Origin of the sequence: Tsukamurella sputi, from assembly GCF_007858445.1 — a bacterium.
Taxonomy (GTDB): Bacteria; Actinomycetota; Actinomycetes; order Mycobacteriales; family Mycobacteriaceae; genus Tsukamurella; species Tsukamurella sputi.
Genome location: NZ_VIGV01000004.1, coordinates 624,666 through 647,977, shown reverse-complemented (window position 1 = coordinate 647,977; position 23,312 = coordinate 624,666). Strand labels below are relative to the sequence as shown.

23 protein-coding genes are annotated in these 23,312 nt (G+C 69.3%); 11 read left to right on the top strand and 12 right to left on the bottom strand.

Features of this window, described 5'->3' with window-relative positions; genetic code table 11:
- Positions 1 to 40: 40 nt before the first annotated feature.
- The 6 genes from FK268_RS16105 to FK268_RS16080 all read right to left on the bottom strand — a co-directional run bounded on the left by FK268_RS16105 (position 41) and on the right by FK268_RS16080 (position 4,818).
- Positions 41 to 1,387: a F0F1 ATP synthase subunit B/delta gene (locus tag FK268_RS16105; RefSeq protein WP_146435785.1), complete on the bottom strand. Its 1,347-nt coding sequence runs from the start codon at positions 1,385 to 1,387 to the stop codon at positions 41 to 43.
- Positions 1,388 to 1,900, bottom strand: a complete 513-nt coding sequence (locus tag FK268_RS16100) for a F0F1 ATP synthase subunit B (protein WP_146435783.1) — start codon at positions 1,898 to 1,900, stop codon at positions 1,388 to 1,390. It lies immediately after the preceding gene.
- 29 nt (positions 1,901 to 1,929) lie between these two features.
- Positions 1,930 to 2,175, bottom strand: a complete 246-nt coding sequence (locus tag FK268_RS16095) for a F0F1 ATP synthase subunit C (protein WP_013125919.1) — start codon at positions 2,173 to 2,175, stop codon at positions 1,930 to 1,932.
- 78 nt (positions 2,176 to 2,253) lie between these two features.
- Positions 2,254 to 3,006 (bottom strand): F0F1 ATP synthase subunit A, encoded by a 753-nt coding sequence (gene atpB, locus FK268_RS16090; protein WP_146435782.1) that lies wholly within the window; start codon positions 3,004 to 3,006, stop codon positions 2,254 to 2,256.
- A complete protein-coding gene (locus tag FK268_RS16085) occupies positions 3,003 to 3,416 on the bottom strand; it encodes an ATP synthase subunit I (RefSeq protein WP_146435780.1) in 414 nt (137 codons plus the stop codon). Before FK268_RS16085 ends, atpB begins: the two co-directional genes overlap by 4 nt.
- 235 nt (positions 3,417 to 3,651) lie before the next feature.
- Positions 3,652 to 4,818, bottom strand: a complete 1,167-nt coding sequence (locus tag FK268_RS16080) for a glycosyltransferase family 4 protein (protein WP_146435917.1) — start codon at positions 4,816 to 4,818, stop codon at positions 3,652 to 3,654.
- Between the two features lie 281 nt (positions 4,819 to 5,099).
- Here FK268_RS16080 and FK268_RS16075 point away from each other — a divergent pair, with 281 nt between their 5' ends.
- The 10 genes from FK268_RS16075 (at position 5,100) to FK268_RS16030 (ending at position 14,849) form a co-directional block, all read left to right on the top strand.
- Positions 5,100 to 5,957, top strand: a complete 858-nt coding sequence (locus tag FK268_RS16075) for an MlaE family ABC transporter permease (RefSeq protein ID WP_146435778.1) — start codon at positions 5,100 to 5,102, stop codon at positions 5,955 to 5,957.
- A 59-nt stretch (positions 5,958 to 6,016) separates the two neighbouring features.
- Complete coding sequence (locus FK268_RS16070) at positions 6,017 to 6,880, top strand: ABC transporter permease (protein WP_146435775.1); 864 nt, start codon at positions 6,017 to 6,019, stop codon at positions 6,878 to 6,880.
- Positions 6,881 to 6,883: 3 nt separating this feature from the next.
- Positions 6,884 to 8,050 (top strand): MlaD family protein, encoded by a 1,167-nt coding sequence (locus FK268_RS16065; RefSeq protein ID WP_146435774.1) that lies wholly within the window; start codon positions 6,884 to 6,886, stop codon positions 8,048 to 8,050.
- Positions 8,051 to 8,065: 15 nt separating this feature from the next.
- Positions 8,066 to 9,091, top strand: a complete 1,026-nt coding sequence (locus FK268_RS16060; RefSeq protein WP_158636133.1) for an MCE family protein — start codon at positions 8,066 to 8,068, stop codon at positions 9,089 to 9,091.
- Complete coding sequence (locus FK268_RS16055) at positions 9,076 to 10,095, top strand: MlaD family protein (protein ID WP_146435770.1); 1,020 nt, start codon at positions 9,076 to 9,078, stop codon at positions 10,093 to 10,095. Before FK268_RS16060 ends, FK268_RS16055 begins: the two co-directional genes overlap by 16 nt.
- On the top strand, positions 10,095 to 11,198 hold the full coding sequence (locus FK268_RS16050; RefSeq protein ID WP_146435768.1) for an MlaD family protein: 1,104 nt from the start codon (positions 10,095 to 10,097) through the stop codon (positions 11,196 to 11,198). Before FK268_RS16055 ends, FK268_RS16050 begins: the two co-directional genes overlap by 1 nt.
- Positions 11,198 to 12,244 carry an MlaD family protein gene (locus tag FK268_RS24265; RefSeq protein ID WP_158636132.1) on the top strand — a complete coding sequence of 349 codons (1,047 nt, stop codon included), beginning with the start codon at positions 11,198 to 11,200 and terminating at the stop codon, positions 12,242 to 12,244. The genes FK268_RS16050 and FK268_RS24265 overlap by 1 nt, the downstream gene beginning before the upstream one ends.
- The gene (locus FK268_RS16040) at positions 12,241 to 13,203 is read left to right on the top strand and encodes an MlaD family protein (protein WP_146435766.1); all 963 of its coding nucleotides are present in this window, start codon (positions 12,241 to 12,243) and stop codon (positions 13,201 to 13,203) included. Before FK268_RS24265 ends, FK268_RS16040 begins: the two co-directional genes overlap by 4 nt.
- Positions 13,204 to 13,273: 70 nt before the next feature.
- Entirely contained in the window at positions 13,274 to 14,128 is an 855-nt protein-coding gene (locus FK268_RS24260; protein ID WP_158636131.1) for a hypothetical protein, read from the top strand.
- A gap of 85 nt (positions 14,129 to 14,213) precedes the next feature.
- Complete coding sequence (locus FK268_RS16030) at positions 14,214 to 14,849, top strand: hypothetical protein (protein WP_146435764.1); 636 nt, start codon at positions 14,214 to 14,216, stop codon at positions 14,847 to 14,849.
- 18 nt (positions 14,850 to 14,867) lie between these two features.
- Here the strand turns inward: FK268_RS16030 and FK268_RS16025 are convergent, their stop codons facing one another.
- The 4 genes from FK268_RS16025 to rpmE form a co-directional block, all read right to left on the bottom strand.
- On the bottom strand, positions 14,868 to 15,527 hold the full coding sequence (locus FK268_RS16025; protein ID WP_231707104.1) for an L-threonylcarbamoyladenylate synthase: 660 nt from the start codon (positions 15,525 to 15,527) through the stop codon (positions 14,868 to 14,870).
- Positions 15,524 to 16,366, bottom strand: coding sequence for a peptide chain release factor N(5)-glutamine methyltransferase (gene prmC, locus FK268_RS16020; protein ID WP_146435762.1), 843 nt, complete (start codon positions 16,364 to 16,366; stop codon positions 15,524 to 15,526). Before prmC ends, FK268_RS16025 begins: the two co-directional genes overlap by 4 nt.
- Complete coding sequence (prfA, locus tag FK268_RS16015; protein ID WP_146435761.1) at positions 16,363 to 17,451, bottom strand: peptide chain release factor 1; 1,089 nt, start codon at positions 17,449 to 17,451, stop codon at positions 16,363 to 16,365. The genes prmC and prfA overlap by 4 nt, the downstream gene beginning before the upstream one ends.
- Before the next feature lie 106 nt (positions 17,452 to 17,557).
- Complete coding sequence (rpmE, locus tag FK268_RS16010; protein WP_146435759.1) at positions 17,558 to 17,788, bottom strand: 50S ribosomal protein L31; 231 nt, start codon at positions 17,786 to 17,788, stop codon at positions 17,558 to 17,560.
- A 273-nt stretch (positions 17,789 to 18,061) separates the two neighbouring features.
- On the opposite strand from rpmE, the gene FK268_RS16005 reads away from it, so the two are divergent.
- On the top strand, positions 18,062 to 19,729 hold the full coding sequence (locus tag FK268_RS16005) for a serine/threonine-protein kinase (protein WP_146435757.1): 1,668 nt from the start codon (positions 18,062 to 18,064) through the stop codon (positions 19,727 to 19,729).
- 79 nt (positions 19,730 to 19,808) lie between these two features.
- On the opposite strand, the gene rho is transcribed toward FK268_RS16005, so the two are convergent.
- Positions 19,809 to 21,818 carry a transcription termination factor Rho gene (rho, locus tag FK268_RS16000; protein ID WP_146435755.1) on the bottom strand — a complete coding sequence of 670 codons (2,010 nt, stop codon included), beginning with the start codon at positions 21,816 to 21,818 and terminating at the stop codon, positions 19,809 to 19,811.
- A 479-nt stretch (positions 21,819 to 22,297) separates the two neighbouring features.
- The gene (thrB, locus tag FK268_RS15995) at positions 22,298 to 23,308 is read right to left on the bottom strand and encodes a homoserine kinase (RefSeq protein ID WP_146435753.1); all 1,011 of its coding nucleotides are present in this window, start codon (positions 23,306 to 23,308) and stop codon (positions 22,298 to 22,300) included.
- Between the last annotated feature and the right edge of the window lie 4 nt (positions 23,309 to 23,312).

Sequence of the window (23,312 nt, the reverse complement as noted above, 5' to 3'; positions counted from 1 at the left end):
CGTTTCCCTCTTTTGTGTTCTGGGTGGAAGTTTGTATGTGTTAGCGGGGCAGCTGTTCGGCGGCCTTGTCGAGCCGCGACGCGATGTCGGCCTCGATGACCTCGTTGCCCACCGTGATGCGCAGGCCGCCCAGGAGCTCGGCGACGACCTCGGTCTGGACCGCGATCCTGCGCTGGTAGATGCGGGCGAGCAGGTCCGCGGTGCGGGACTTCTGCTCATCGGTCAGAGCGACGGGCGACTCGACCACCGCGACGGACTCGCCGCGACGGGCGGCTGCCAGCTCGGCGATCGACGCGACGGAGGCGTCCACGCGGCCGACGCGCACGAGGCGCACCGTCTGGCGCAGCAGCGCCGCGGTGAAGTCGTTCACCTTGCCGCCGAAGACCTTGTCCAGCAGCGTGATGCGGGCCGCGGCCGGAGCGCGGGTGTCGGACAGTGCCGCGGTGAGCTCGGGCTCGCCCTCGAGGATGCGCCCCGCACGGAACAGCTGGTCCTCGGTCTCGTCGAGCTTGCCGGCGCGCTCGGCGCCGAGCAGCACGGCCACGCGGGCCTGACGCTCGACCGCGGTCGCGAAGTCGGCCGGGGCCGACCACTTGGCCGCCGCGGCGTCCTGGAGGAAGGCGGTGGCTTCGGCGCTGATCTTGCCGCCGAAGAGGTTCGCGACGAGCGTGCGCTTGGCCTCGGGGGCCTCCGCCGACTCGGCGAGGTGCTTGCGCAGCACCGGCTGCTCGTTGAGAACGTTGACGACGTCGGCCAGGTCGTCGGCGACGCGGGCCAGCGCGGCCTCGTCGGTACCGACGGTCCGCTCGTCGAAGCCCGCGGCCAGCTGGCGCACGGCATCGCGGCTCGAGGCGCGCAGCGAGCGCGTACCGATCCGGTCCGCCTCGGTGACGCGCACCTCGTCGGCGCCCTGCGTCATCGACTCGAGCTCGGTGAGCGCGCGATCGACGGACGCGGACTGGTTGGCGGGAGCGCTGAGGTGCTCGCGGACGAGTCGTCCGGCGACCTCGACGGCCTCGGCGCCGAGACCGGCACGGAAGCCCCGCACCAGGTTGCTGCGGTTGAGCGCGACCTGACCCTCACCGTGCTCGCCGATCCGGGCGACCTCACGGTCGGTCTGGGCGCGCAGCTCGTCGCGGATCGCGTCCGCATCACCACGGGCCTCGTCGCGGATCTGGCTGCCCTCGCGGGCGGCGTCGGAGCGAGCCCGCTCCCCCGCCTGCCCCGCCTGCGACAGCTTCTCCTGCGCGATGCGCGACTCCTCCAGCTGCGCCCGGACGGTGTCCTGGCGCTCCTTCATGAGCCGCTTCACCGGCGGAACGACGAACTTCCACAGGACGAAGAGGATGACCGCGAAGGCGATCAGGTTGCCGATAAAGACACCCATTTAGTTCTTCACCACCTTGTCGGTCGAGAGTGCATCCAGCTTCGCCTTGAGGGCCGGGTCCTGCGTCACGTCGAAGCCGAGCACGCGGCTCGCCAACGACGCCGAGAGCGGAGCGAGATCGGCGCGCGCCGCCGCGGCCGCGGACTCGCCCGCGGTGCGCAGCTGCTCGGTCTTCTCCCGCGTGATCGCGTCCGCCTCGGCCGCAGCCCGCTGCTTCTGTTCCTCCATCGAGGCGCGGCCACTGGCGCGCGCCTCGTCGCGGATGCTGCCGGCCTCACCGCGGGCGGAAGCGATTCCGGCGCGGTACTCCGACTCGGCGTCCTCGAATCCCTTGGCCGCGGCGCGACCGTCGTTCGCGGTCTGGTTGATCATCTTTTCGCGATCGTCCAGGACCTTCTGGATGGAAGGTGCCACGAAGAACCAGATCACTCCGAGCACGATCAAGAAGATGATCAGGCACGAGAGGAAGGTTCCCGCGGTGGGGAGGAGGAAGTTACCCTCAGCGAGCTGCATGACGTCAGTTCCCGTTTCTTACGAGCGAGTTAGGAGATCGGGGTCGCGAACACGAACAGGGCCATGAAGGCCAGGTTGATGAAGTACGCGGCCTCGACCAGACCAACGGTGATGAAGAACGGGGTCATCAGGCGGCCCTGGGCCTCCGGCTGCCGCGCGATGCCGGCGACGAGCTGGGAACCGGCGAGACCGTTACCGATACCGGCGCCGATGGCGCCGCCACCCATGATCAGGCCGCCGCCGATGAGGGCACCCTGCGCGATGTTCGGATCCATTTATCTTTTCCCTTTCGGTTTCTGGTAGTCGGCCTACCAGGGTCTTCATGGCCGTGGCCCGTGTGGGCCGCGGTCAGGTCAGTGGTGCGTCTTCTCCATGGAGGTGGAGAAGTACAGGATGGTCAGGAGCGAGAAGATGAACGCCTGGATGAGGCCGACGAAGAGCTCGAAGGACTTCCACAGGGAGTTCGGGAACCAGAGGATGTAGGCCGGCAGGAGCGCGATGACCGCGACCATGACCGTGCCGGCGAAGACGTTGCCGAAGAGTCGCAGCGCCAGCGAGAGCGGCTTCGAGATGAGCTCCTCGATCACGTTGATCGGCGCCAGGCCGATCGCGTGGCCCTTCACGACCTTCGCGGGGTAGCCGAAGATGCCGTGCGTGGTGAAGCCGGCGAGGTGGTAGCCGACGTAGACGACCAGGACGAGCGCGTAGACGAAGCTGACGTCGGCGGCCGGCGGCATGAAGATCTCGGTGGGCGCGCCGCCCTCACCGGTGTACTGCTGCGGCAGCACCGCGAGCCAGTTCGCGAAGAGGATCAGGGTGAACAGCGCGATGGCCAGCGGCAGCAGGAAGGGCGCGACGCGCATGCCGATCGCCGACTCGATCTGGCCGCGCAGCTGGATGGTGATGGCCTCCCAGAACAGCTGCACACCGCTCGGGACGCCGGTCGAGGTGACCTTCGCCTTCAGGATGAACGCCAGGATGAGAACGATCGCCGCCGCGATGGACGTGGCCAGGATCGTGTCCCAGTGAAAAGTCATGCCGAACAGCTCGAACGACTTGTAGTGGGCGACCTTGATCGAGCCCTCGGCGTACAGATTGGTGTTCATGACTGCTGGCGAAGCCCTTTCAGAACGGGGATGACGGTGTTCAGGACGAGGACGATCTGACCGACGGCGAGGCCGAAGATCACGCCCAGCCCATCGGGCCGGAAGAAGTAGGCGATGACGATCGCGATGACGGAGACGACGCCGAGCCGGAACATCGAGTTCACGGCGACCGGGGTCTTGCGGGGCTCGTTCTCCGCGGTGACCGTGGCCACCTTGAGAACCGCCAGCTTGGCGTTGAGAACGGACATGAGGCCGCCGAGCAGGAACCACGCGGCGAACCAGGGGTGCCCGAAGGCGGTGCCGACGCCCGCGGCGATCACCGAGAGGCCGGCCACGATCACGATCGGGTTCACGAAGGTCACGACGCTGCGGGTGGGCGAACCGTCGACGGAGGGGGCCGGCGTCGTCATGTCCCCTCCTTCGGGGTCAGGGTCGCTCCTGCGAAGGTCTCGCGGCGACCGGGGGCGGCGTCTGCCGAATCCGTAGCGTGGGTCACATCACGGATTCTTTGTGATTGGCTGAGACTCTACCAAGAAGTAGCGAGGCTCCCCACACCTGGGGTGCTCCTCGATCTCCGCCATCAACTACGCACGATAGTACTACAGGACAAGCGTCCTGTGAAACCATGGTCGCTACAGCTGACCTCTAGCTTTTCGAGTAACGCTCGCGCAGACGGGGCACGATCCGCGGCACCACGGTGAACACGAGGGCGCAGAGCAGGCCCGCCCCGAACAGCGGCGCGATGAGCGCCGGCGGCAGCATCGTCGAGGCCGCGGCACTCAGGCCCAGCACACCCACCCACAGGTAGATGACCACCACCACGCGACGTTGGCTGTGGCCGATCTGCAGCAGCCGGTGATGCAGGTGCATCTTGTCGGCGGTGAAGGGGTGCACCCCCGCGCGCGTGCGGCGGACGACGGCGAGCAGGAGGTCGAGCATCGGCACGAACATCACCGCCACCGCGAGCAGCAGGGGCAGCAGCAGCGCGAAGATGTCGGTGGTGCCGTACGCGTTCTGCGAGATCCGGCCCGACGCGGACGTGGACGCGGCGGCCAACGTCAGGCCCAGCAACATCGACCCCGAGTCGCCCATGAAGATCCGGGCCGGCTGGAAGTTGTGCGGCAGGAAGCCCATGCACGCGCCGAAGAGGGCCGCGGTGATCATGGCCGGCGGGTACGACGGGGCGTCACCGCCCGAATCGAACATCAGACCCACGGAGAAGATGAGGATGGCGAGCGCCGCGAGCGCGGCCACGCCCGCCAGCAGACCGTCGAGTCCGTCGATGAAGTTCATGGCGTTGACGGTCGCCACCGCCACGACCACGGTGAGCAATCCCGCCTGCAGCTGGTCGAGGACCACCGTCGTATTGATCCCGGGGACGTAGACGACGTTCCAGGCCACCCCCATCACGACGAGGAGCGCGGCGGCGAAGATCTGCCCGACCAGTTTGGTGAGCGCATCGACGCCCCATCGGTCGTCGATGATTCCGACCACCACGATCACCGCGCCGGCGACGAGCACGGCGACCGCGTCCTTGGAATAGGCGAAGCCGCGTGTGAGAGCCGGCAGCTGCGCCGCCAAGAAGATGCCGGTGGCCATCCCTATATAGATGCCGACCCCACCGAGGCGGGGCGTGGGCACGACGTGGACATCGCGCGCGCGAGGCACCGCGACGGCCCCGAACCGGGTCGCCACGACCCGCACCAGCGACGTTGCGAAGAATGTGACAACTGCAGCTGTCAGTCCTACTACCAGCAACTCCCGCATCGGGACACCGGCAGCGCCGCCACCGACGACCGGCCCGCCAAGCATCTCGATGTGCACCCGTGCGAATCTACTCGCACCCCGCGGCCACCCTCGCCCGACGGGCCGACGCTTTGCGATATCACTTTCGGCGCACCCCGCCTGACCTGAGCGGATGAACCCGATCCGCCGACTCCACCAAATGTTACTGACGAGTCGCTCACCCGTCTTCGGCGAAGCAGGCCAATGACGCACATCACTCGTCCGCCGGGTATAGTGTGCTCGGTCATACACCTGAGAACGCAGTATGTGGGTCACAGTGTGGCCACAGTCGAGAGGAGACGTTCGCGGTGACGCAATCCGTTGCGCAGGGCGGCGCACCTGCCAAGCGACCTTCCTACTGGTCGATCATCAGCAAGAACTTCTCCAGCACCGTCGTGGATTCCATCCGCACGATCGGCCGGAGCGTCCGGATGCTGATCATGTCGCTGGTCGCTCTGGTCACCGATACGATCCGTGGCCGCCTGCAGTGGAAAGAGGCGCTGAACCAGATCTGGTACATGGTCGGGGTCACCACCTTCCCCGGCATCCTGATCGCCATCCCGTTCGGCATCGTCATCTCGATCCAGATCGGCAACATCATCGCCCAGCTCGGCGCCGACTCCCTGTCGGGCGCAGCGGGCGGTCTCGCCGTCATCACCCAGGGCGCTCCCATCGCGACCGGACTGCTGCTCGCCGGCGCCGGCGCCTCGGCCATCGCCGCCGACCTCGGCGCGCGCACCATCCGCGAGGAGACGGACGCCATGCGGGTGATGGGCATCAACCCGCTCAACCGCCTCGTCGTGCCGCGCCTGCTGGCCGCGTGGGTGGTCGCGCCCCTCATCAACATCCTCGTGATCGCCGTCGGCACCATCGCCGGCTACCTCGTCGCCGTCGGCGGCCAGGGTGTGACGCCCGGCGCCTACTGGCTGTCCTTCGGCTCCTTCGCGCACCCCATCGACGTATGGATCTCGCTGGTCAAGTCGATCATCTTCGGCACCGTGATCGCGATCATCGGCTGCCAGCGCGGCCTCGAGGCGCGCGGCGGCTCGCGCGGCGTCGCCGACGCCGTGAACGCGACCGTCGTGCTGTCCTTCGTCGTCATCTTCGCGTTGAACCTGCTCATCACGCAGGTCACGACGATGTTCTTCCCCATGCAGGTGGGCTGACCATGATCCGCACCTGCTTGGCACTTCCCCTTTCAACCCCGACACAGGTGAGCTGAAACATGGCAACCGTTTACCGCCCCCGGGGCACACGCTGGTTCTTCAATCTGTTCGGGGCCTCCGGATCCGCGTGGAGCCTCTTCGACACGATCGGCCACGTCGTCTCCTTCGTGGCCGAGGTGATCCGCACCGTTCCCCACGCGATCAAGCACTACCGCTCCCAGATCATGGTCATCCTGACCGATATCACCTGGGGCCGTGGCGCTCTCATCGTCGGCGGCGGCACCGCGCCCGTGCTCGCCGTGCTCGGCATCACCGTCGGCGGCATCGTCGCGGTGCAGGGCTTCGCCATCCTCAACATGCTCGGCATGGGCCCGCTCACCGCGGTCGTCGCGTCCTTCGCGAACACCCGCGAGTTCGCCCCGATGCTCGCGGGCGTCGGCTTCGCCGCACAGGCCGGCTGCCGCATGACCGCCGAGATCGGTGCCATGCGCATCAACGAGGAGATCGACGCTCTCGAGTCGCTCGGCCTGCGCTCGGTGTCCTTCGTCGTGACCACCCGCGTGCTCGCGGGCCTCATCGCGGTGGTGCCCGTCTACCTGATCACGCTGATCCTGTCGTGGGTCTCGTGCGCCTGGGTCGTCAAGTCCGTGTACGGCATGCCGTCGGGCACCTACGACCACTACTTCAGTCAGTTCGTGAGCGGCCCCGACGTCATATTCTCCGTGATCAAGGTGGCCGTCTTCCTGACCGCCGTCATCATCATCCACTGCTACCAGGGCTTCTTCGCCTCGGGCGGACCGGAGGGCGTGGGCACGGCCTCCGGCCGAGCGATCCGCGCGAGTCTGGTGGCGGTCGTCGTCCTCAACCTCGTCATGACCGTCGCGCTGTGGGGCTTCACCTCCCCGGTCTACTTCAAGGGGTAACCAATGGGAGTCGTATCCGTACCCGGAATGTCGATCGAGCGCTCGGTGCTGCGGCGCCGCGGGATCATCGCGGTCGCGGTCATCCTCGCGATCCTGCTCGTCGGCTGGTTGGTCAAGGCCCTCTGGCCCAAGGACGAGTTCTCGTTCACGCTCCGCTCCCCCGCGGTGGCCGCCGGCATCAAGGACGGCGCGCCCGTCCGGATCCAGGGCATCCAGGTGGGCACCGTCACCGGCGTCTCGGCGCTGGGCAACGGCCAGCAGGGCGTCAAGGTCACCATGAAGCAGGCCGACGGAAAGTCGCTGACCAACAACGTCGAGGCGGCGTACTCCGCCGGTAACCTCTTCGGCGTCTCCGAGGTCATCCTGACCCCGCACGACGGGGGCGGGGCACTGAAGGAGGGCGCTCAGATCGCGCCGACCAAGCCGATCACCGACAACACCGTGTCGAACATGATCATGACGATCGGCGACGTCAACAGTGACGCCCTGCGCCCGCACATGAGCCAGATCCTGCTCAACTTCGACGCCTCGTCGAAGGCCATGCTGCCGCTGTTCACCGCTCTCGGCAGCGTCGCGCAGGCGGTCCAGGACACCCAGCGCCTGTCCACCGCGCAGACCTTCCCGCTCATCACGCAGTCGATCCAGAACGCGGACGCGACGACCGCGGCGATGATCCCGGCGCTGAGCACGCTGTACAACTTCAAGCCCGTGCACGACAAGGGCTGGGTGAACCGCGGCAAGGCCACGATGAACGCGATCACGGACGAGAAGGACAGCCTCACGGCCGCCCTGCAGAAGATCCTCGACCCGAAGGCGATCGAGGGCCTCAAGACGGCCAGCCCTATGCTGGTGAACCTGATGATCCCGCTGCTGAACGCCTTCCCGAACGGAAGCGCCACCGGCGTCGGCATCCAGATCGGACAGCTTCTCGACAACGTGCGCAAGGCCATGCCGAACACCCCCAACGGCCCGGTCCTCAACGTTCGGCTGTCGGTCGACTTCCCCGCGATCGGAGCGATGCTGCCGCCTGCACCGACGTTCCAGTACATCCCGCCGAAGCCGGGCGAGAAGCCGGCCGAGACGAAGCCGGCGGCGCCGAGCCAGGGCGCACCGTCCTCCTCGAAGCCGAGCAGCCCGTCGAGCGCCCCGACCCCGAAGCCTGGGAGCTGAGCCACCATGAAGTCAATGAAGGCGACCTCGATCAAGATCGTGGCCTTCGCCGCAGTGATGATCGTTCTGTTGCTGTTGGTGATGCAGGCGCTGACCCGGCCGCCGGACGGGGACCTGAGCACGTATCACGCGAAGTTCAAGGACGTCTCGGGCCTCAAGGTCGGTGACGACGTCCGCATGCTCGGCGTGCAGGTCGGCAAGGTCAAGGACATCAAGGTCGAGCAGTCGAGCGACCACCGGATCTCGAACGCCGCCGTGACCTTCTCGCTGCAGAACGACCGCAAGTTCCGCGCCGACGACACGCTGGCCATCCGGTACCAGAACCTCACCGGCTCGCGGTTCCTGGAGCTCCAGCCGAACCCGAAGAGCACCGCGGCGCAGGTCAAGGCCGGCAGCACGATCGAGGAGAAGTTCACGCAGTCCTCGTTCGACATCACGACGGTGTTCGTGGGCCTCAAGCCCGTGCTCTCGACCCTGAACGCGGACGACATCAACCACCTGACCCAGTCGGTGCTGAGCGTCATCCAGGGCAACGGCCAGGGACTCGGCCCGATGCTCGAATCGCTGGACAAGCTGATGGCGGTCTCCAACGACCGTCAGCGCGTGCTGACCCAGCTGATCACGAACCTCGGCTCGGTCTCCCAGTCGATCGGCGGGGCCTCCCCCGGCCTGACCAAGGTGCTGCAGCAGCTCGACCTGTTCGCCCGCTCCCTGGCCAGCAACGTCGACTCGATGCGCGACTGGTCGGACAAGACCTCGGGCGTGGTCACCCGCACCAACGCCCTGCTCGCGGCACTGGGCCTGACCCGCGGTGAGAACCCGCCGCTGGACGCCATCGTGAGCAACGCCATGCCGCTCGCCGAGCAGCTGGTCAACTCCCTGGCCACGCTCCCGGGCATCGTCCAGCTCCTCAACGAGGGCACGAAGCCGCAGGCGGGCGGCACGGTCTCGCTGACGTGCAGCAACGGCCAGGCCAAGCTGCCCGGCATGATGAACCTCTTCGTCGCAGGCCAGAAGGTGACGGTATGCAATCCAAAGTGAGTCTGTTCAACCGGCCGATGCCGACGGCGGCACAGGACCGGCGCTACCAGCTGAACTGGGGCATCGTCGGCGCCCTGATCGCCGTGATCGTCCTGCTGATCTGCGGATACCTGTTCACCTTCCAGCCCGGCACCAAGGAGTACTCGGCGGACTTCAAGGAGGCGCAGGCCGTGCGCAGCGGCGTCGACGTGCGCGTCGACGGCATCAGCGTCGGCTCGGTCTCCGATGTGAAGCTGCTCGACGATCGCGTCCGCGTGAAGTTCCGCGTGGACAAGGACGTCTTCATCGGCGACGCCTCGACGGTGTCGATGAAGATGCTCACGACGGTCGGCGGCTACTACATGGCGGTCACCCCCATGGGCACGACGAGCCTCGGCGACAAGCCGATCCCGAGTGACCGGGTCACAATGCCCTACAGCCTCCTGGAGACCTTCCAGCAGGCCACGCCGAAGGTCGAGAAGATCAAGGCGACGCCGGTCCGCGAGTCCATGTCGCAGCTGAACCAGGCGCTCGAGGACCAGCCGGAGTCGATCCGCAACACCGTCTCCACGTTCAACCGGATGTTCGACAACATCCTGCGCCAGCAGGATCAGGCCGGCGACTTCGTGAAGGTGATGGGCGAGTACTCGACCACCGTCAACCAGAACGGTGACCTGCTCCTGTCGCTGATGCGGAACATGAGCATGTTCTTCGCGGCGGCCGAGGTGAACCTCTCCGGTTTCCAGGCCTACCTGACGGGCCTCACCGAGCTCACGCAGCGCCTCAATCCCCTGCTGAACGTGTACCTCAACAACATCGACCCGCTCGCCAGCCGGTTCGACGCTCTCGTGGCGAAGGCCAAGGAGGTCGTCAAGCAGGCCGAGCCCGCGATCGCCAACGCCAAGGAGATGCTCGCGGGGCTGCAGAAGACGATCGCTCCGGACGGCACGATCCAGCTGAACCAGTCCGAGAAGACCTTCCTGGCCACCAATGTCTGCATTCCGTCCCCGGGGGTGACCTGCTGATGCGTAAGTTCCTCGCTTCGCGCGGCGCCATGTCCGCGTTCGTGGTCCTCGTGGCCGTGGCACTCGTCGTCGGCGGTGTCGCGTTCAAGGGGATCACGACCAAGACCACGTCGTACTGCGCCGACCTCGACAACTCGGTGGGCCTGTTCACCGGCAGCAAGGTCGCCCAGTTCGGCTACCCGATCGGCGAGATCACCAAGATCACGCCGAACGGCGCGACCAGCCGCGTCGACTTCGACCTGCCCGCGGACCGCAAACTGCCGACCAATGTCGGCGTCGTCGCGGTCGCGGACTCGCTGGTGGCCCAGCGCCGCCTCGAGCTGCTCGAGCCGTACAAGGGCGGCCCGACGTGGCAGCCCGGGAAGTGCATCACCAACACCAAGACGCCCCTGTCGATCACCGAGTCGCTGCAGGCGGTCTCCAAGGTCGTCGACGACCTGACCACGGCCGGCGGCGACGCCGAGTTCCGCAAGGCGATGGCGTCGATCCCCGCGCTGAACAAGGCGACCCAGGGCACCGGCCCGGAGATCTCGCAGCTCACCAACAAGCTCGGCGAGCTGATGCGCAACCCGGGCCCCGGTATGGGCGACGTGGCGGCCATCCTCGACGCCTTCGCCCCCGCCTCCGACGGCCTGGTCCAGAACTGGGGCGAGATGCGTGACTTCCTCACGAAGTACGCCTTCCGCATCAAGAACGTCGGCGAGCCGCTGATGGACGTCGGTATCAACGCCTTCCCGGAGCTCGTTCCGCTGGTGAAGACGCTGGCCACCGTCTTCGACAAGTACGGCGCGTTCATCGCTCCCCTGCTCGAGGTCACGGTGCCCGCCACGACGCTGCTGGCGGCGACGTCGAAGCAGTTCGGCGACCTGCTCAACATCCTGCCGCCGCTGATCCGGGCCTTCCAGGTGAGCGTCGACAAGAAGACCCTGGCCACCAAGATCACGTACCGGCCGCCGTCAGCGCTGGTGCCGTCCAAGAACCCCGCTCAGACCTGCAACAACCTGAACCGGTTCGCACCGGGCCAGTGCACGGTCGCCGATGCGGGCCACGTCAACGTGGAGCTCATCTCCACGGTGCTGCGCGCGACGGGAGCGGCGTACTGATGCGCAATCCACTGAACAAGCGGACCCTGCAGGTGGGCGTCGCGAGCATCGCGGCGGGCAGCATGCTGGCGGGCTGCAACCTGGGCTTCAACCCGTCGACGATCCCCGCCCCGGGCCAGCCGGGCGGCGGCTCGGGCTACGTCGTGCACCTGGACTTCACGAACGTGCTGAACCTGCCCGACCGCGCGCGGGTCGTCTTCGACGGTGTCGTCTCCGGCCGCCTGCAGAAGGTCACGCTGGCCGACAACAAGGCCGTGGTCGACATCAAGATCCAGGACGGCGTCAAGGTCCCGAACACGGTGACGGCGACGCTGCAGCAGGACACGATCCTCGGTGACACCTACGTGGCGCTCAAGACCACGCCGGGCAAGCCGGGCGTCCCGCTCAAGGCGGGCGACACCCTGCCCACCTCGCAGACGAAGCCGCCCACGCAGATCGAGGACATCCTCGCGGACCTCGCGAACTTCCTGGGCAGCGGCAGCCTCATGCAGCTGCAGGACACGTTCAGCCGGATCAACGACAACCTGCCGGCGGATCCGCAGAAGCTCTCGGGCCTGGTGAAGACGGTGTCGCAGACGGTCGTGGACCTGGGCCGGCAGAACGACAACGTCAGCCAGGCGATCACCTCGGTCGGCAGCCTCGTGACGACGGTCAACAACAACGACGACATCCTGGTGGCGCTCCTGCGGCCGCAGGACGACTGGCTGGGCGACACGCTCGACCTGACGACCGGCGCGATCCGGGTGCTCAGCCGACTGTCCGACGCACTCTCGCCCCTGATCTTCAGCGCGCCGCTGCTCGACACCACGACCGCCGTCGTGGCGGGCGTGATCAAGCCACTGATGTTCCCGGGCTGGCCCAACATGAACGGCCGCCAGGCGAACCTCGCCAATCTCGAGGACCTGCTCAAGAACAAGATCCTGCCGTTCCTGAGCAGTGGCGCCAAGGTCAACGTCAAGGAACTGGGCACCAACGGCGGCGTCCCCACCGCCGACGCCGCCCGTCAGGCGGTCAACAACCTTCGGATGGTCGGAGCAGTTCCGTGAAAAAGAGCACCTTCTTCAGTCTCCTGACCTTCGCACTGGTCCTGGTGCTGGGTACCGCGTACATCGCGTTCTCGGTCCTGCAGTGGCGCCCGCTCGCGGACTACCGCACGATCACCATGAAGCTCGACAACGCGAACCAGCTGCTCCCGGGCTCCTCGGTGCTGCTGCGCGGCGTCAAGGTGGGCAACGTGGAGACCATCGAACGGCGCGACGGCAAGGTCGTCGTCGACTTCCGCTACGACGGCAAGTACAAGATCCCGTCGGCGACCGGCCTGCGCATCGAGCAGCTGTCGGCCGTGGGTGAGCCGTACGTGGACTTCCGCCCGGACAGCCTGCAGGGCCCGTACCTGGCGGACGGCGCGACGATCGACACCGCGAAGATCAAGCAGCCGCTGTCCCTGCCCGAGACCTTCAAGCTGATCTCGGGCCTGACGAGCAGCATCAACTCGACGGACCTCGGCGGCATCACCGAGACGCTGGCGGACGCGACGAGCAACACCCAGGGCTCGCTGCCGAACCTGTCGACGGCCGGTGACCTGCTGGCCCGCACGATCTCGTCCCGGATGCCGAACATCCGCCGGATGATGGAGAACACGCAGAACTACCAGTCCGACATGAACTGGCTGCCCGGTGCGATCGCCGAGTTCGGCCCGTCCACCCGGACGTTCGTCACGAAGGACGTCGAGATGCTCAAGGCCCTCGACACCCTCATGAAGGGCATCAACGGCCCCGACATGCTGGTCAAGACGGTCAACCCGAACCTGTTCAAGATCGCCCCGAACACCAGCAAGCTGCTCGCGAACCTGGGCACGATCAACGCCCCGCTGGTACCGGTGGTGCAGGCCCTGACGGACGTGCTGCCGCAGATCGACATGGCCGCGCTACTCTCGCAGGCGTTGAACACTGTCGGTTCGGACGGTGCCGCGAACCTCACGGTGGTCATCCCACCGAAGAAGTAGCGCCGGCCGACCGCCGCAATGGCCGCCCCGGCGGCCGAGACGAACCACGACACGATTGGCAACGCGACAAGTGACTGATTCCACCCCGGACGACAAGAACCTCGCCGACGAGGCCGCGACGACCGAGGAGACCGCGCAGGACACCGCCGACGAGACCGCCGCCTCCGTCGAGAAGGCGGAGAAGGCCGAGAAGGCGGAGAAGGCCGAGTTCAGCGGCTCCGCCGTGAAGAAGCGCCCCGCTCCCCCGGCGGACGACGACGAGGAGGCGACGGCCCCCGTGCGGCGTCGCCCGGCGCCGCGGGCGGCCGAGGTCCGCGGCCGGTCCGCGAACCCGACCGCCGGTGCCACGATCACGACCGTCGTCGTCACCGTCGTCATCATCGCGCTGCTCGCGGGCACGATCGTCTTCGGGCTGCTCTGGAACAGCAAGCGCAACGAGCTCAACGATCTCAAGGCGGCGGCCGCAGATAAGGCGCAGGCCGAGAAGGTGGCTGCGGAGTACGCCGCGGGCGCGTCGACCTTCGACTACCACGACCTCGGTCCGTGGCGCACCGCCCTGACCAAGGGCGTCTCGCCGGAGCTGAAGACCAAGCTCGAGGCCACCGTCGGTGCGATGAACCAGCTGCTGCAGCCGCTGCAGTGGGTCTCCAAGGGCACCGTCACCGACGCCGTGGTGAACTCGCAGTCGGGCCCCGTCTACAAGGTCAGCGCCTACGTCAAGGTCGAGGCCACGAACGTGCAGGCCAGCAGCGGCCGCGAGGTCGTCACCGTCTACAACGTGACGCTGGACAAGAGCAAGGACTGGCAGATCACCGATGTCGGTGGCGTCGGCGGTGGCGTTCCCGCCAGCGCCGCGTCCGAGCCGGAGGCGCCGACCCCCGGCGCTCCCACCACGGCGCCCGCGGCCCCCGCTCCCGGTAACTGATCCGTCCGCATCCACGAACGAAGCGCCGAGGCCCACCCGGGCCTCGGCGCTTCGTCGTCGGGGACGCATGTGCAAGTATCGAAAAGTGAATCAGCCGCAGTTCCCGCCGCCCGGATTCGTCCCCTCCGGGTACGGCGCCCCCACTCCCCCGCCTCGCCGGTCCACCGGACTCGTTGTCGGGCTCGTGGTCGCCGCAGTCCTCGTCCTGGCCCTCCTGGCGTCGACGGTGACCTTCGCGGTCCTCTGGGCCGGAGCGGACGACCGCGCCACCACGGCCCAGCGCAACGCCGACACCGCGACCTCGGAGCTGGACCACCTCAAGCAGACCGCCGCCGACAAGGCCCGCGCCGAGAAGATCTCCGCCGACTACGCGGCCGGCGCCTCCACGTTCGACTACCGGGACCTGGGTCCCTGGCGCGCCGGCCTGACCAAGGGCGTCTCGCCGGAGCTGAAGACCAAGCTCGAGGCCACCGCCGGCGCGATGAACCAGCTGCTGCAGCCGCTGCAATGGGTGTCCAAGGGGACCGTCCTGGACGCCGTGGTCACTTCGCAGTCGGGCCCCGTCTACAAGGTCAGGGCCTACGTCAAGGTGGAAGCCACCAACGCCCAGGCGACCAGCGGCCGCGAGGTCATCACCGCCTACGACCTCACTCTCGACCAGAGCAAGGATTGGCAGATCACCGACGTCGGTGGCGTGGGGGGCATGCTCCCGGGGAAGTAGCGCCCCCGGGAGACCGGCTCAGCCCAGCGACTCGGCGCTGACGCCGAGGACCTCGGCGATCCGGGCGGTGCTCACGGCGCCCTCGCGCAGCACGCGGGGCTGCGGGCCGGACAGGTCGATGATGCTCGAGGCGACGGCGTGCTCCGACGGTCCGCCGTCGAGGTAGACGTCGACGGAGTCGCCCAGCTGATCGCGCGCCTCCAGCATGGTGGCGGCGGGCGGGCGACCGGAGACGTTGGCGCTGGAGACGGCCATCGGGCCGACCTCGCGCAGCAGCTCGATCGCGACGGGGTGCAGCGGCATCCGCAGCATGACGGTGCCGCGGGTGTCCCCGAGGTCCCAGGCCAGGCTGGGCGCCTGCTCCACGACGAGCGAGACCGCACCGGGCCAGAAGGCGCGGGTCAGCTCGCGGGCCGCGTCGCTGACGCGGCTGACGAGCCCGTCGATGGTGTTCCAGGAGCCGACGAGGACGCCGACCGGCATGTCGGGGCCGCGGTTCTTCGCGGCGAGCAGGTCGGCCACCGCGCGACCGTCGAAGGCGTCGCAGCCGATGCCGTAGAGCGTGTCGGTCGGCATCACCACGAGGCGTCCGCCCTTCACCGCGGCGCGGGCGGCGTTCAGGCCCGCGGCGCGGGAATCGGGGTCGGTGCAGTCGAAGGCGCGGCTGGCGATGCTCACGTCTCCATCCTGCCAGTCACGTATCGCGGCCTGCCCGCGAGGTCCCGGTGCTCGGTGACGCCGCCGAAGCCGGCTGCGCGCAGGAGCTCGGCGGTGCCGGCGCCGTTGCTGTCGTCGTGTTCCACGCCGACCGCTCCCCCGCCCGCCAGGAGCCGGGCCGCGAGCGGCGCGAGGTCGCGCATCAGGTCCAGCCCGTCGGCGCCGGAGAAGAGGGCGAGGGCGGGGTCGGCGGCGGCCTCCCGGTCGAGCGGCGCACCGTCGGGCACGTACGGCGGATTGCTGACGACCAGGTCGACGGTGCCGAGCAGGCCGGTCAGGCGGTCCGGCAGCCCCGGGTCGCGCACGTCGGCGTCGAGCACCGTCACCTCCGGTCCGGCGCCCGCGGCGTTGCGCCGCAGGTAGGCCAGGGCGTCGGGGTCGCGCTCGACGAGCACGACGCGGGCGGCGGGCACCGTCGCCGCGAGGTAGAGGCCCAGGGCGCCCGAACCCGCGCAGAGGTCGACGATCGCGGCACCGCGCCCGACCTGTCGTGCGGCCCACGCGGCGAGCAGTTCGGTCTCGGGTCGCGGGACGAAGACGCCGGGCCCCACGGCGAGCGTGAGCGGCCCGAAGTAGGCACGGCCCAGGATGTGCTGCAAGGGCTCGCGGGCCGCCCTGCGGGCGATGAGGGCCTCGTAGGCGTTCGCCTGCGCGACGGTGGCGTCGTCGGCGATCGGGAGGCGGCCCCGGTCGATGCCCAGGGCTTCGGCGAGCAGTACCTCCGCGTCGAACCGGGCCGACGGGACGCCGGCCTCCGCGAGGCGGGCGGTCGCGGCGGCGGCGAGCCGGGTGGGTCTCACTCCGCCTCGAGCCGGGCCTGCCGTTCGGCGACCTGCAGCGCGTCCAGCAGAGCATCCATGTCACCGTCGAGGACCTGGTCGAGGTTGTGCGACTTGTAGCCGATGCGGTGATCGGCGATGCGGTTCTCGGGGAAGTTGTAGGTGCGGATCCGCTCGGACCGGTCGACGGTGCGGATCTGCGCGGCACGGGAGTCCGACGCGGCGGCCTCGGCCTCCTCCTCCTTGAGGGCCTGCAGACGCGCGGCGAGCACCTGCATGGCGCGGGCCTTGTTCTGCAGCTGCGAGCGCTCGTTCTGGCAGGTCACGACGATGTTCGTCGGCAGGTGGGTGATGCGCACGGCGGAGTCGGTGGTGTTGACGCCCTGGCCGCCCTTGCCGGAGGACCGGTAGACGTCGATGCGCAGGTCCGACTCGTCGATCTGCACCTCCTCGACCTCGTCGGGCTCGGGGTAGACGAGCACGCCGGCGGCGGAGGTGTGGATGCGGCCCTGGCTCTCGGTGGCGGGGACGCGCTGGACGCGGTGCACGCCGCCCTCGAACTTCATCCGGGCCCAGACCCCGTCGATGGTGCCGTCGGCGCCGGGGCCGCGGGACTTGATCGAGAACGTGGCGTCCTTGTAGCCGCCGAGGTCCGAGTAGGTGGCGCCCAGGGTCTCGACCTTCCAGCCGCGCTGTTCGGCGTAGCGCAGGTACATGCGGGCGAGGTCGCCGGCGAACAGGGCGGATTCCTCGCCGCCCTCGCCGGACTTGACCTCGAGGACCACGTCGTCGGAGTCGTGCGGGTCGCGCGGCGCGAGCAGGTCGGTGAGCTGCTGCTCGAGTGCGTCGATCTGCTCCGTCAGGGCGGTGACCTCGTCGGCGAAGGAGGAGTCGTCGGCGGCCAGCTCCTGGGCGGCGTCGCGGTCCTCGCGGGCTGCCTCCAGCTTGCGGTGGGTCGCCATGATGGGCGCGAGCTCGGCGAAGCGCTTGCCCACCTTGCGCGCGGCGGTGGGGTCGTTGTGCAGCGCCGGATCGGACATCTGCTGTTCGAGACCGGCGTACTCGGCGAGGATGTCGTCGATCGCGGAGGGGGACGAGGCGCTCATGGCGGAGGTGCCTTTCTCGAACGGAGCGGGAAGACGGTGCGGCGGTCAGGCCCGTGAAACGCGCCGACGCCCGGCCTGCGGGGCAGGACGGGCGTCGGCGGGACGGCTACTCGGAGGCCGCAGCCTTGCTGGGGCGCTTGCCGTAGCGCTTCTCGAACCGGGCGACGCGGCCGCCGGTGTCGAGGATCTTCTGCTTGCCCGTGTAGAACGGGTGGCACTGCGAGCAGACCTCGACGTTGATGCGGCCGTCGGCCTTGGTGCTGTGCGTCTCGAACGTGTTACCGCAACCGCAGACAACGGTGGTGGCCACGTAATCGGGGTGGATCCCCTGCTTCATGATTGCCGTCCTTCTCGTTCTTGGTCGCCGGGTCGCCCCTGGCGTGCGCCAGGACCGTGAACCGGAACCCATACCGACGTTCCAGTATGCCAGAACGCACAGCTCTTCGAGAAATTCCCGGCGGCGATCGCGGGCGAGGATCACGATGCGGGCGACGTTTGGCCGTTGACTGGCGGGCCGCAAGCCGGACGGTGTTGGCTAGCGACAGTCAGGAGGACCGCGCTGCCGTGGGGCGGGCGGGGCCGAGTCGGTGAGAAGCACGGGAGTGGCGACGTGAGCGAGTCAGGCAATGGACCGGCGGTCGAGCCCGCCGGAACCGTGATCGGCGGGTACGTTGTGGAGCGCCTGCTGGGCGCGGGCGGGATGGGCGCGGTGTACGCGGCCCGCCATCCCCGCCTGCCGCGGGTGGACGCCCTCAAGGTGCTGCCCACCGCCTTCTCCGGCGATCCGACCTATCGCGCGCGCTTCGAGCGGGAGGCCGACATGGCCGCGGGGCTGGACCACCCGAACATCGTGCCGGTCTACGACCGCGGTAACGACGCCGGCCGGCTGTGGATGTCGATGAAGCTGGTGCCCGGGCAGGACGCCTCCGCGCTGCTCGCGAGCAATCCGCACGGCATCCCCGTCGATCAGGTGCTCACCATCGTGGACGCGGTGGCCGCCGCCCTGGACCACGCCCATGCCCGCGGCCTGCTCCACCGCGACGTCAAGCCCGGCAACATCATGATCGACACCACCGGGAGCACCCCGCGGGTGATGCTCGGCGATTTCGGCATCGCCCGGCAGCAGCAGGAGCACAGCGACCTGACCTCGGTCGGGATGGTCGTCGGCACGCTCGACTACGCCTCGCCGGAGCAGCTCAGCGGCGATCCCGTGGACGGCCGCAGCGACCAGTACAGCCTGGCGGGCACGACGGTGCAGTTGCTCACGGGCGCGAAGCCCTACGGCGCGAGCAGCGGGACGGCGGTGATCCGCGATCACCTCATGGCGCCGCCGCCGGTGCCGTCGCGGCAGCGTCCGGGCCTGCCGCCGGCGATCGACGCCGTCATCGCGCGGGCGATGGCGAAGTCGCCGCAGCAGCGGTTCGCCACGTGCGAGGAGTTCGCCCGCGCCCTGCGCGCGGCCGCCTCGGGCGTGTACGCGCCGGCACCGTCGAACCCGACGGCCCGCATCGCGACCCCGCCGCCGGGCCCCGTCCGCGGCGCCGCCACTCCCCCGCCCTTCCGCGGCGCACCGTCGCAGCCCTTCGCCCGCCCGTCGGGCCCGATCACGCCTCCCGGCGGGCCGGCCGCGCCGCCGCAGGGCGCGTGGCAGGGCGCCCCGATGGGCCTGACGGGGCCGGCGCCACAGTCCGGAGGGACGAAGAAGGGCGTGGTCATCGGCGCGATCGCCGCCGTCGTCGTGGTGGCGGTCGCCGCGATCTCAATCCTCGTGCTCAGCACGGGCTCGAGCGACGACGCCTCCGCCGCGCCGACGAGTGCCGCCTCCAGCACGCCCGCCACCACCACGACGGCGGCGCCGGTCAACAACACGTCCACGCTGCGGGACGGCTTCATCGACCCGTGCCTGCTACCGGCGACCACGATCGCGTCGCTGGGCATCAGCCCGCTGACCGACGATCCCGGCCAGCGCGGCACCGAGGGCGTGAAGTTCGCGTGCAAGGGCTCGGACTCCAAGGCCAGCAACGCGGACGTGAAGTTCGCGACCTTCTCCGGCTCGAACTCCTGGGAGACGGGCACGCCCGTCACGGTCCCGGGTTCGACGAAGTGGCGCTCCTTCACCGTGCCGAGCACGAACACCAGCACGCCCGACTACTGCGTGACCGCCTACAAGTCACTGTCCAACGGCGTCCTGTACATCGGCATGCAGAAGGTGGGCAACCGCGACTGCAATCGCGGTGCGGAGATCGCGAAGGCCATCACTCCCGCCCTCCCGCAATAGCCCGACGGGCCGCCGCGCCGGCCCGCGGACGACGAAAGGCGCGCCCTGCGGGGCGCGCCTTTCGCGGAGACGGAGCGGATCAGTCGTTGTCGCCGAAGCCGCTGTTCTTCTGCACCGTCATGAGGAACTCGATGTTGTTCTGCGTCTTCTTGAGCTGGCTGATCAGCAGGTCGATGGCCTGCTGGCTGTCCAGCGCGGCGAGCAGGCGGCGCAGCTTGTTCACCACGGCGGCCTCGTCGGGCGCCATGATCAGCTCGTCCTTACGGGTGTTCGACGCCGCGACGTCGACGGCCGGGAAGACGCGCCGCTCCGAGATCTTGCGGTCGAGCTTGAGCTCGGCGTTGCCGGTGCCCTTGAACTCCTCGAAGATCACGGTGTCGCCGGTGGAGCCGGTCTCGACCAGCGCGGTGGCGATGATCGTCAGCGAGCCGCCGTTCTCGATGTTGCGCGCCGCGCCCAGGAACCGCTTGGGCGGGTACAGGGCCGTCGAATCGATACCGCCCGAGAGGATGCGGCCCGACGCCGGCGAGCTGTTGTTGTAGGCGCGGCCCAGGCGGGTGATCGAGTCGAGCAGCACCACCACGTCCTTGCCGCCCTCGACGAGCCGCTTGGCCCGCTCGATGGCCAGCTCGGCGACCGAGGTGTGGTCTGACGGCGGGCGGTCGAAGGTGGAGCTGATGACCTCGCCGCGCACGCTGCGCTGCATGTCGGTCACCTCCTCCGGACGCTCGTCCACCAGCACCACCATGAGGTAGCACTCGGGGTTGTTGGTGGCGATCGCGTTGGCGATGTCCTGCAGCACCGTGGTCTTACCGGCCTTCGGCGGGGCCGAGATCAGCGCGCGCTGGCCCTTGCCGATGGGCATGATCAGGTCGATCACGCGGGTGGTGAGGATGTTCTGCGCGGTCTCGAGGCGCAGCCGCTGGTTGGGGTAGAGCGGCGTGAGCTTGTTGAACTCGGGCCGGTTCTTCGCCGATTCGACGTCCTGGCCGTTGACCGAGTCCAGGCGCACCAGCGGGTTGAACTTCTGCCGGTTGTTCTGGTTGCCGCGACCGCCTCCGCCGCCCTGGTTGCCACCGTCGCCGGACTCGCCGTCGCGGGGCATCTTCACGGCACCGGTGATCGCGTCGCCGCGGCGCAGGCCGTTGCGGCGGATCATGTTCATCGAGACGTAGACGTCGTTCGGCCCGGCGATGTAACCCGACGTGCGCACGAAGGCGTAGTTGTCGAGCACGTCGAGGATGCCGGCCACGGGCTGCAGGACGTCGTCCTCGCTGACCTGCGGCTCACTGTCGTTCTGGTTGCGGTCGCGTCCGCGGCGACGCTCACGGAAGCGGCGCCCGCGGCGCCCCTGGCCGTCGCCCTCGTCGGGGCCGTTGTTCTGGTTCTGATCGGTCGACGGGCCGTTGTTACCCCGCTGACGGCCCTCGCCCTGCTGGCGATCCTGCCGGCCCTCGCCCTGCTGGCGGCCGCCCTGCTGGCGATCCTGCCGGCCCTCGCCCTGCTGGCGATCGCCCTGCTGACGGTTGTCGCCGTCCTGGCCCTGGTTGCCGTTCTGGTTGCCGCGCCGCTGATTGCGCTCGCGGCGCTGGCCGCCCTCACGCTGCTGGCCCTGCTCGCCGTCGTTCTTGGGCGCCTCGTTCTTGACGGCCCCGTTCGTGGCGGCCTCGTTCGTGGCGGCTTCGGCCGGCGCATCGGCGTTGCCCGCCGGCTGCTCGGCCTTCTCGGCCCGGGGGGCGCGGGTGCCGCGGGACTCACGGGCCTCCGACTTCGGGGCGTCCGCGGGCACCTCCGCCGGAGCCTCGGCCGTGGCCGTCTCCGTCGCGGTGGCCTTCGCCTCCGCCTTCGGGGCGGCGGCCTTCGCGGCCTTCGGCGCGCCCTTGGGTGCGCCGCCGTGGTCGTTGATCGCGGCGATCAGATCGCCCTTGCGCAGGCCGGAGATGCCCTTGATCCCCAGCTCACTCGCGATAGCGCGGAGTTCGGCCAGCACCATGCCGTTGAGGCCCGAGCGGCGCCGCTCGTCGGCCCGCGTGGTGCTCGCCGAGGCGGTGGCCGTCTCCGGGCTGGTGGTCACGTCCGTTTCGGTCACGGAGTTCCTTTCAATTCCCTCCTCACGCAGCGCGGGAGCAGGGGCCTACCGTGCTCCCCGGACTGTCCTGTCTTGCTGCACAGGATTTTTCGCGGGCGACGCACGAATGACGAAGGTGCTTGTATGCGCTTCGGCTGCCGGGCCCCGCGTTTCCGGCGGGGGCACAGATGTCTCGGCCTGATGTGGAGACCGGCGCGCCAACACGTCCGGAGCTGGTTGCTGGGCGTGGAAATGGCAAAGTGCCGAAGTAGCGTCCGCGCATTCGTCGGACACTTTTGCCATGATAGCGCGGCCCCCGGCCCCCGGCAATCACCGCCCCCGCGTTTCGGGTTCCGCGCCGGCGATCCACCCACGGCCGAGCCCTCGGCTACCACGCCGCGCACGCCCCGCGGCCATGCGCACGCGCCGCGTCCGCGCAGTCGCGACCGGTGCGCGGCAGGCCTTCCGCACACGCGCCGCGTCCGCACGAGCGCCGCGCGTCAGCTGCGCGAGACCCCGTCGGCGATGGGGAGTTCGCGCACAGTGAAGCCGGCCTCGGCGGCGGCGTCCGAGAGCCGAGTGGGCAGCGCCTGCGGCGTCAGCGCCAGCACGGTGGGCCCGGCACCGGAGATGGCCGCGGCCACGCCGGCCGCGCGCAGGCGCTCGACCAGCGCGAAGGACTCCTTCATCGACGCCGCGCGGTACCGCTGGTGCAGCCGGTCCTCGGTGGCGTCGAGCAGCAGGTCGGGGTGCGCGGTGAGTGCCAGCACCATCAGCGCGGCCCGCGAGGCGTTGAACGCGGCGTCGGCGTGCGGCACCAGGCGGGGCAGCATGCCGCGGGTCACCGAGGTCGACGACTGCACGTCGGGCACGAAGGCGTACGCCCGGATGTCGGGGTGCACGTCCACCCGGCGCGCGCCGTAGTGCACGGGGGCCGACGGTGCCGCACTCGCCGCCGCGTGATCGCGGTAGCCGGCCACGTCGGGGACGGGTACCGCGGGCACGGTCCACGCGACGACGGCGCCGCCGAGGACGCTGGCCGAGGCGTTGTCCGGGTGGCCCTCGAACTCGGAGGCCAGCTGCACCATCTCGTCCGTGGTGAGTCCGCGGGGCGCATCGGCGTCGGCGGCCAGCGCCGCGGCGGCCGCGATCCCGGCCACGGCGGCGGCCGCCGAGGAGCCCAGCCCACGCGAGTGCGGAATCCGGTTCACGCAGGTCAGGCGCAGGCCCGGCGCGGTCACGCCGAGATGGGCCAGGGTGCGGCGCAGCGCGACGACCACGAGATGCCGGTCGTCGGTGGGCACCTCGTCGGCGCCCTCCCCCGTGATCTCGACGGTCAGGTCGCCGTCGGTCTCGGGATCCACGGTCTCGACGGTGACGTCGTCGTAGAGCCCCAGCGCGAGGCCGAGGGTGTCGAAACCCGGACCGAGGTTGGCACTGGACGCCGGCACGGTCACGGTGGCACGCAGGCCGACGGGCAGGACGAGGGGCGCGTTCGCAGCGGGTGACACGGCC

Coding starts and splice junctions, on each gene's coding strand:
- atpB (WP_146435782.1), bottom strand. CDS start 3,006: ATGAACACCAATCTGTACGCCGAGGGCTCGATCAAGGTCGCCCACTAC.
- FK268_RS16100 (WP_146435783.1), bottom strand. CDS start 1,900: ATGCAGCTCGCTGAGGGTAACTTCCTCCTCCCCACCGCGGGAACCTTC.
- FK268_RS16070 (WP_146435775.1), top strand. CDS start 6,017: ATGGCAACCGTTTACCGCCCCCGGGGCACACGCTGGTTCTTCAATCTG.
- FK268_RS16095 (WP_013125919.1), bottom strand. CDS start 2,175: ATGGATCCGAACATCGCGCAGGGTGCCCTCATCGGCGGCGGCCTGATC.
- FK268_RS24265 (WP_158636132.1), top strand. CDS start 11,198: ATGCGCAATCCACTGAACAAGCGGACCCTGCAGGTGGGCGTCGCGAGC.
- FK268_RS16065 (WP_146435774.1), top strand. CDS start 6,884: ATGGGAGTCGTATCCGTACCCGGAATGTCGATCGAGCGCTCGGTGCTG.
- FK268_RS16055 (WP_146435770.1), top strand. CDS start 9,076: ATGCAATCCAAAGTGAGTCTGTTCAACCGGCCGATGCCGACGGCGGCA.
- rpmE (WP_146435759.1), bottom strand. CDS start 17,788: ATGAAGCAGGGGATCCACCCCGATTACGTGGCCACCACCGTTGTCTGC.
- FK268_RS16105 (WP_146435785.1), bottom strand. CDS start 1,387: ATGGGTGTCTTTATCGGCAACCTGATCGCCTTCGCGGTCATCCTCTTC.
- FK268_RS16085 (WP_146435780.1), bottom strand. CDS start 3,416: ATGACGACGCCGGCCCCCTCCGTCGACGGTTCGCCCACCCGCAGCGTC.
- FK268_RS16050 (WP_146435768.1), top strand. CDS start 10,095: ATGCGTAAGTTCCTCGCTTCGCGCGGCGCCATGTCCGCGTTCGTGGTC.
- prfA (WP_146435761.1), bottom strand. CDS start 17,451: ATGAGCGCCTCGTCCCCCTCCGCGATCGACGACATCCTCGCCGAGTAC.
- FK268_RS16060 (WP_158636133.1), top strand. CDS start 8,066: ATGAAGGCGACCTCGATCAAGATCGTGGCCTTCGCCGCAGTGATGATC.
- FK268_RS16080 (WP_146435917.1), bottom strand. CDS start 4,818: ATGCTTGGCGGGCCGGTCGTCGGTGGCGGCGCTGCCGGTGTCCCGATG.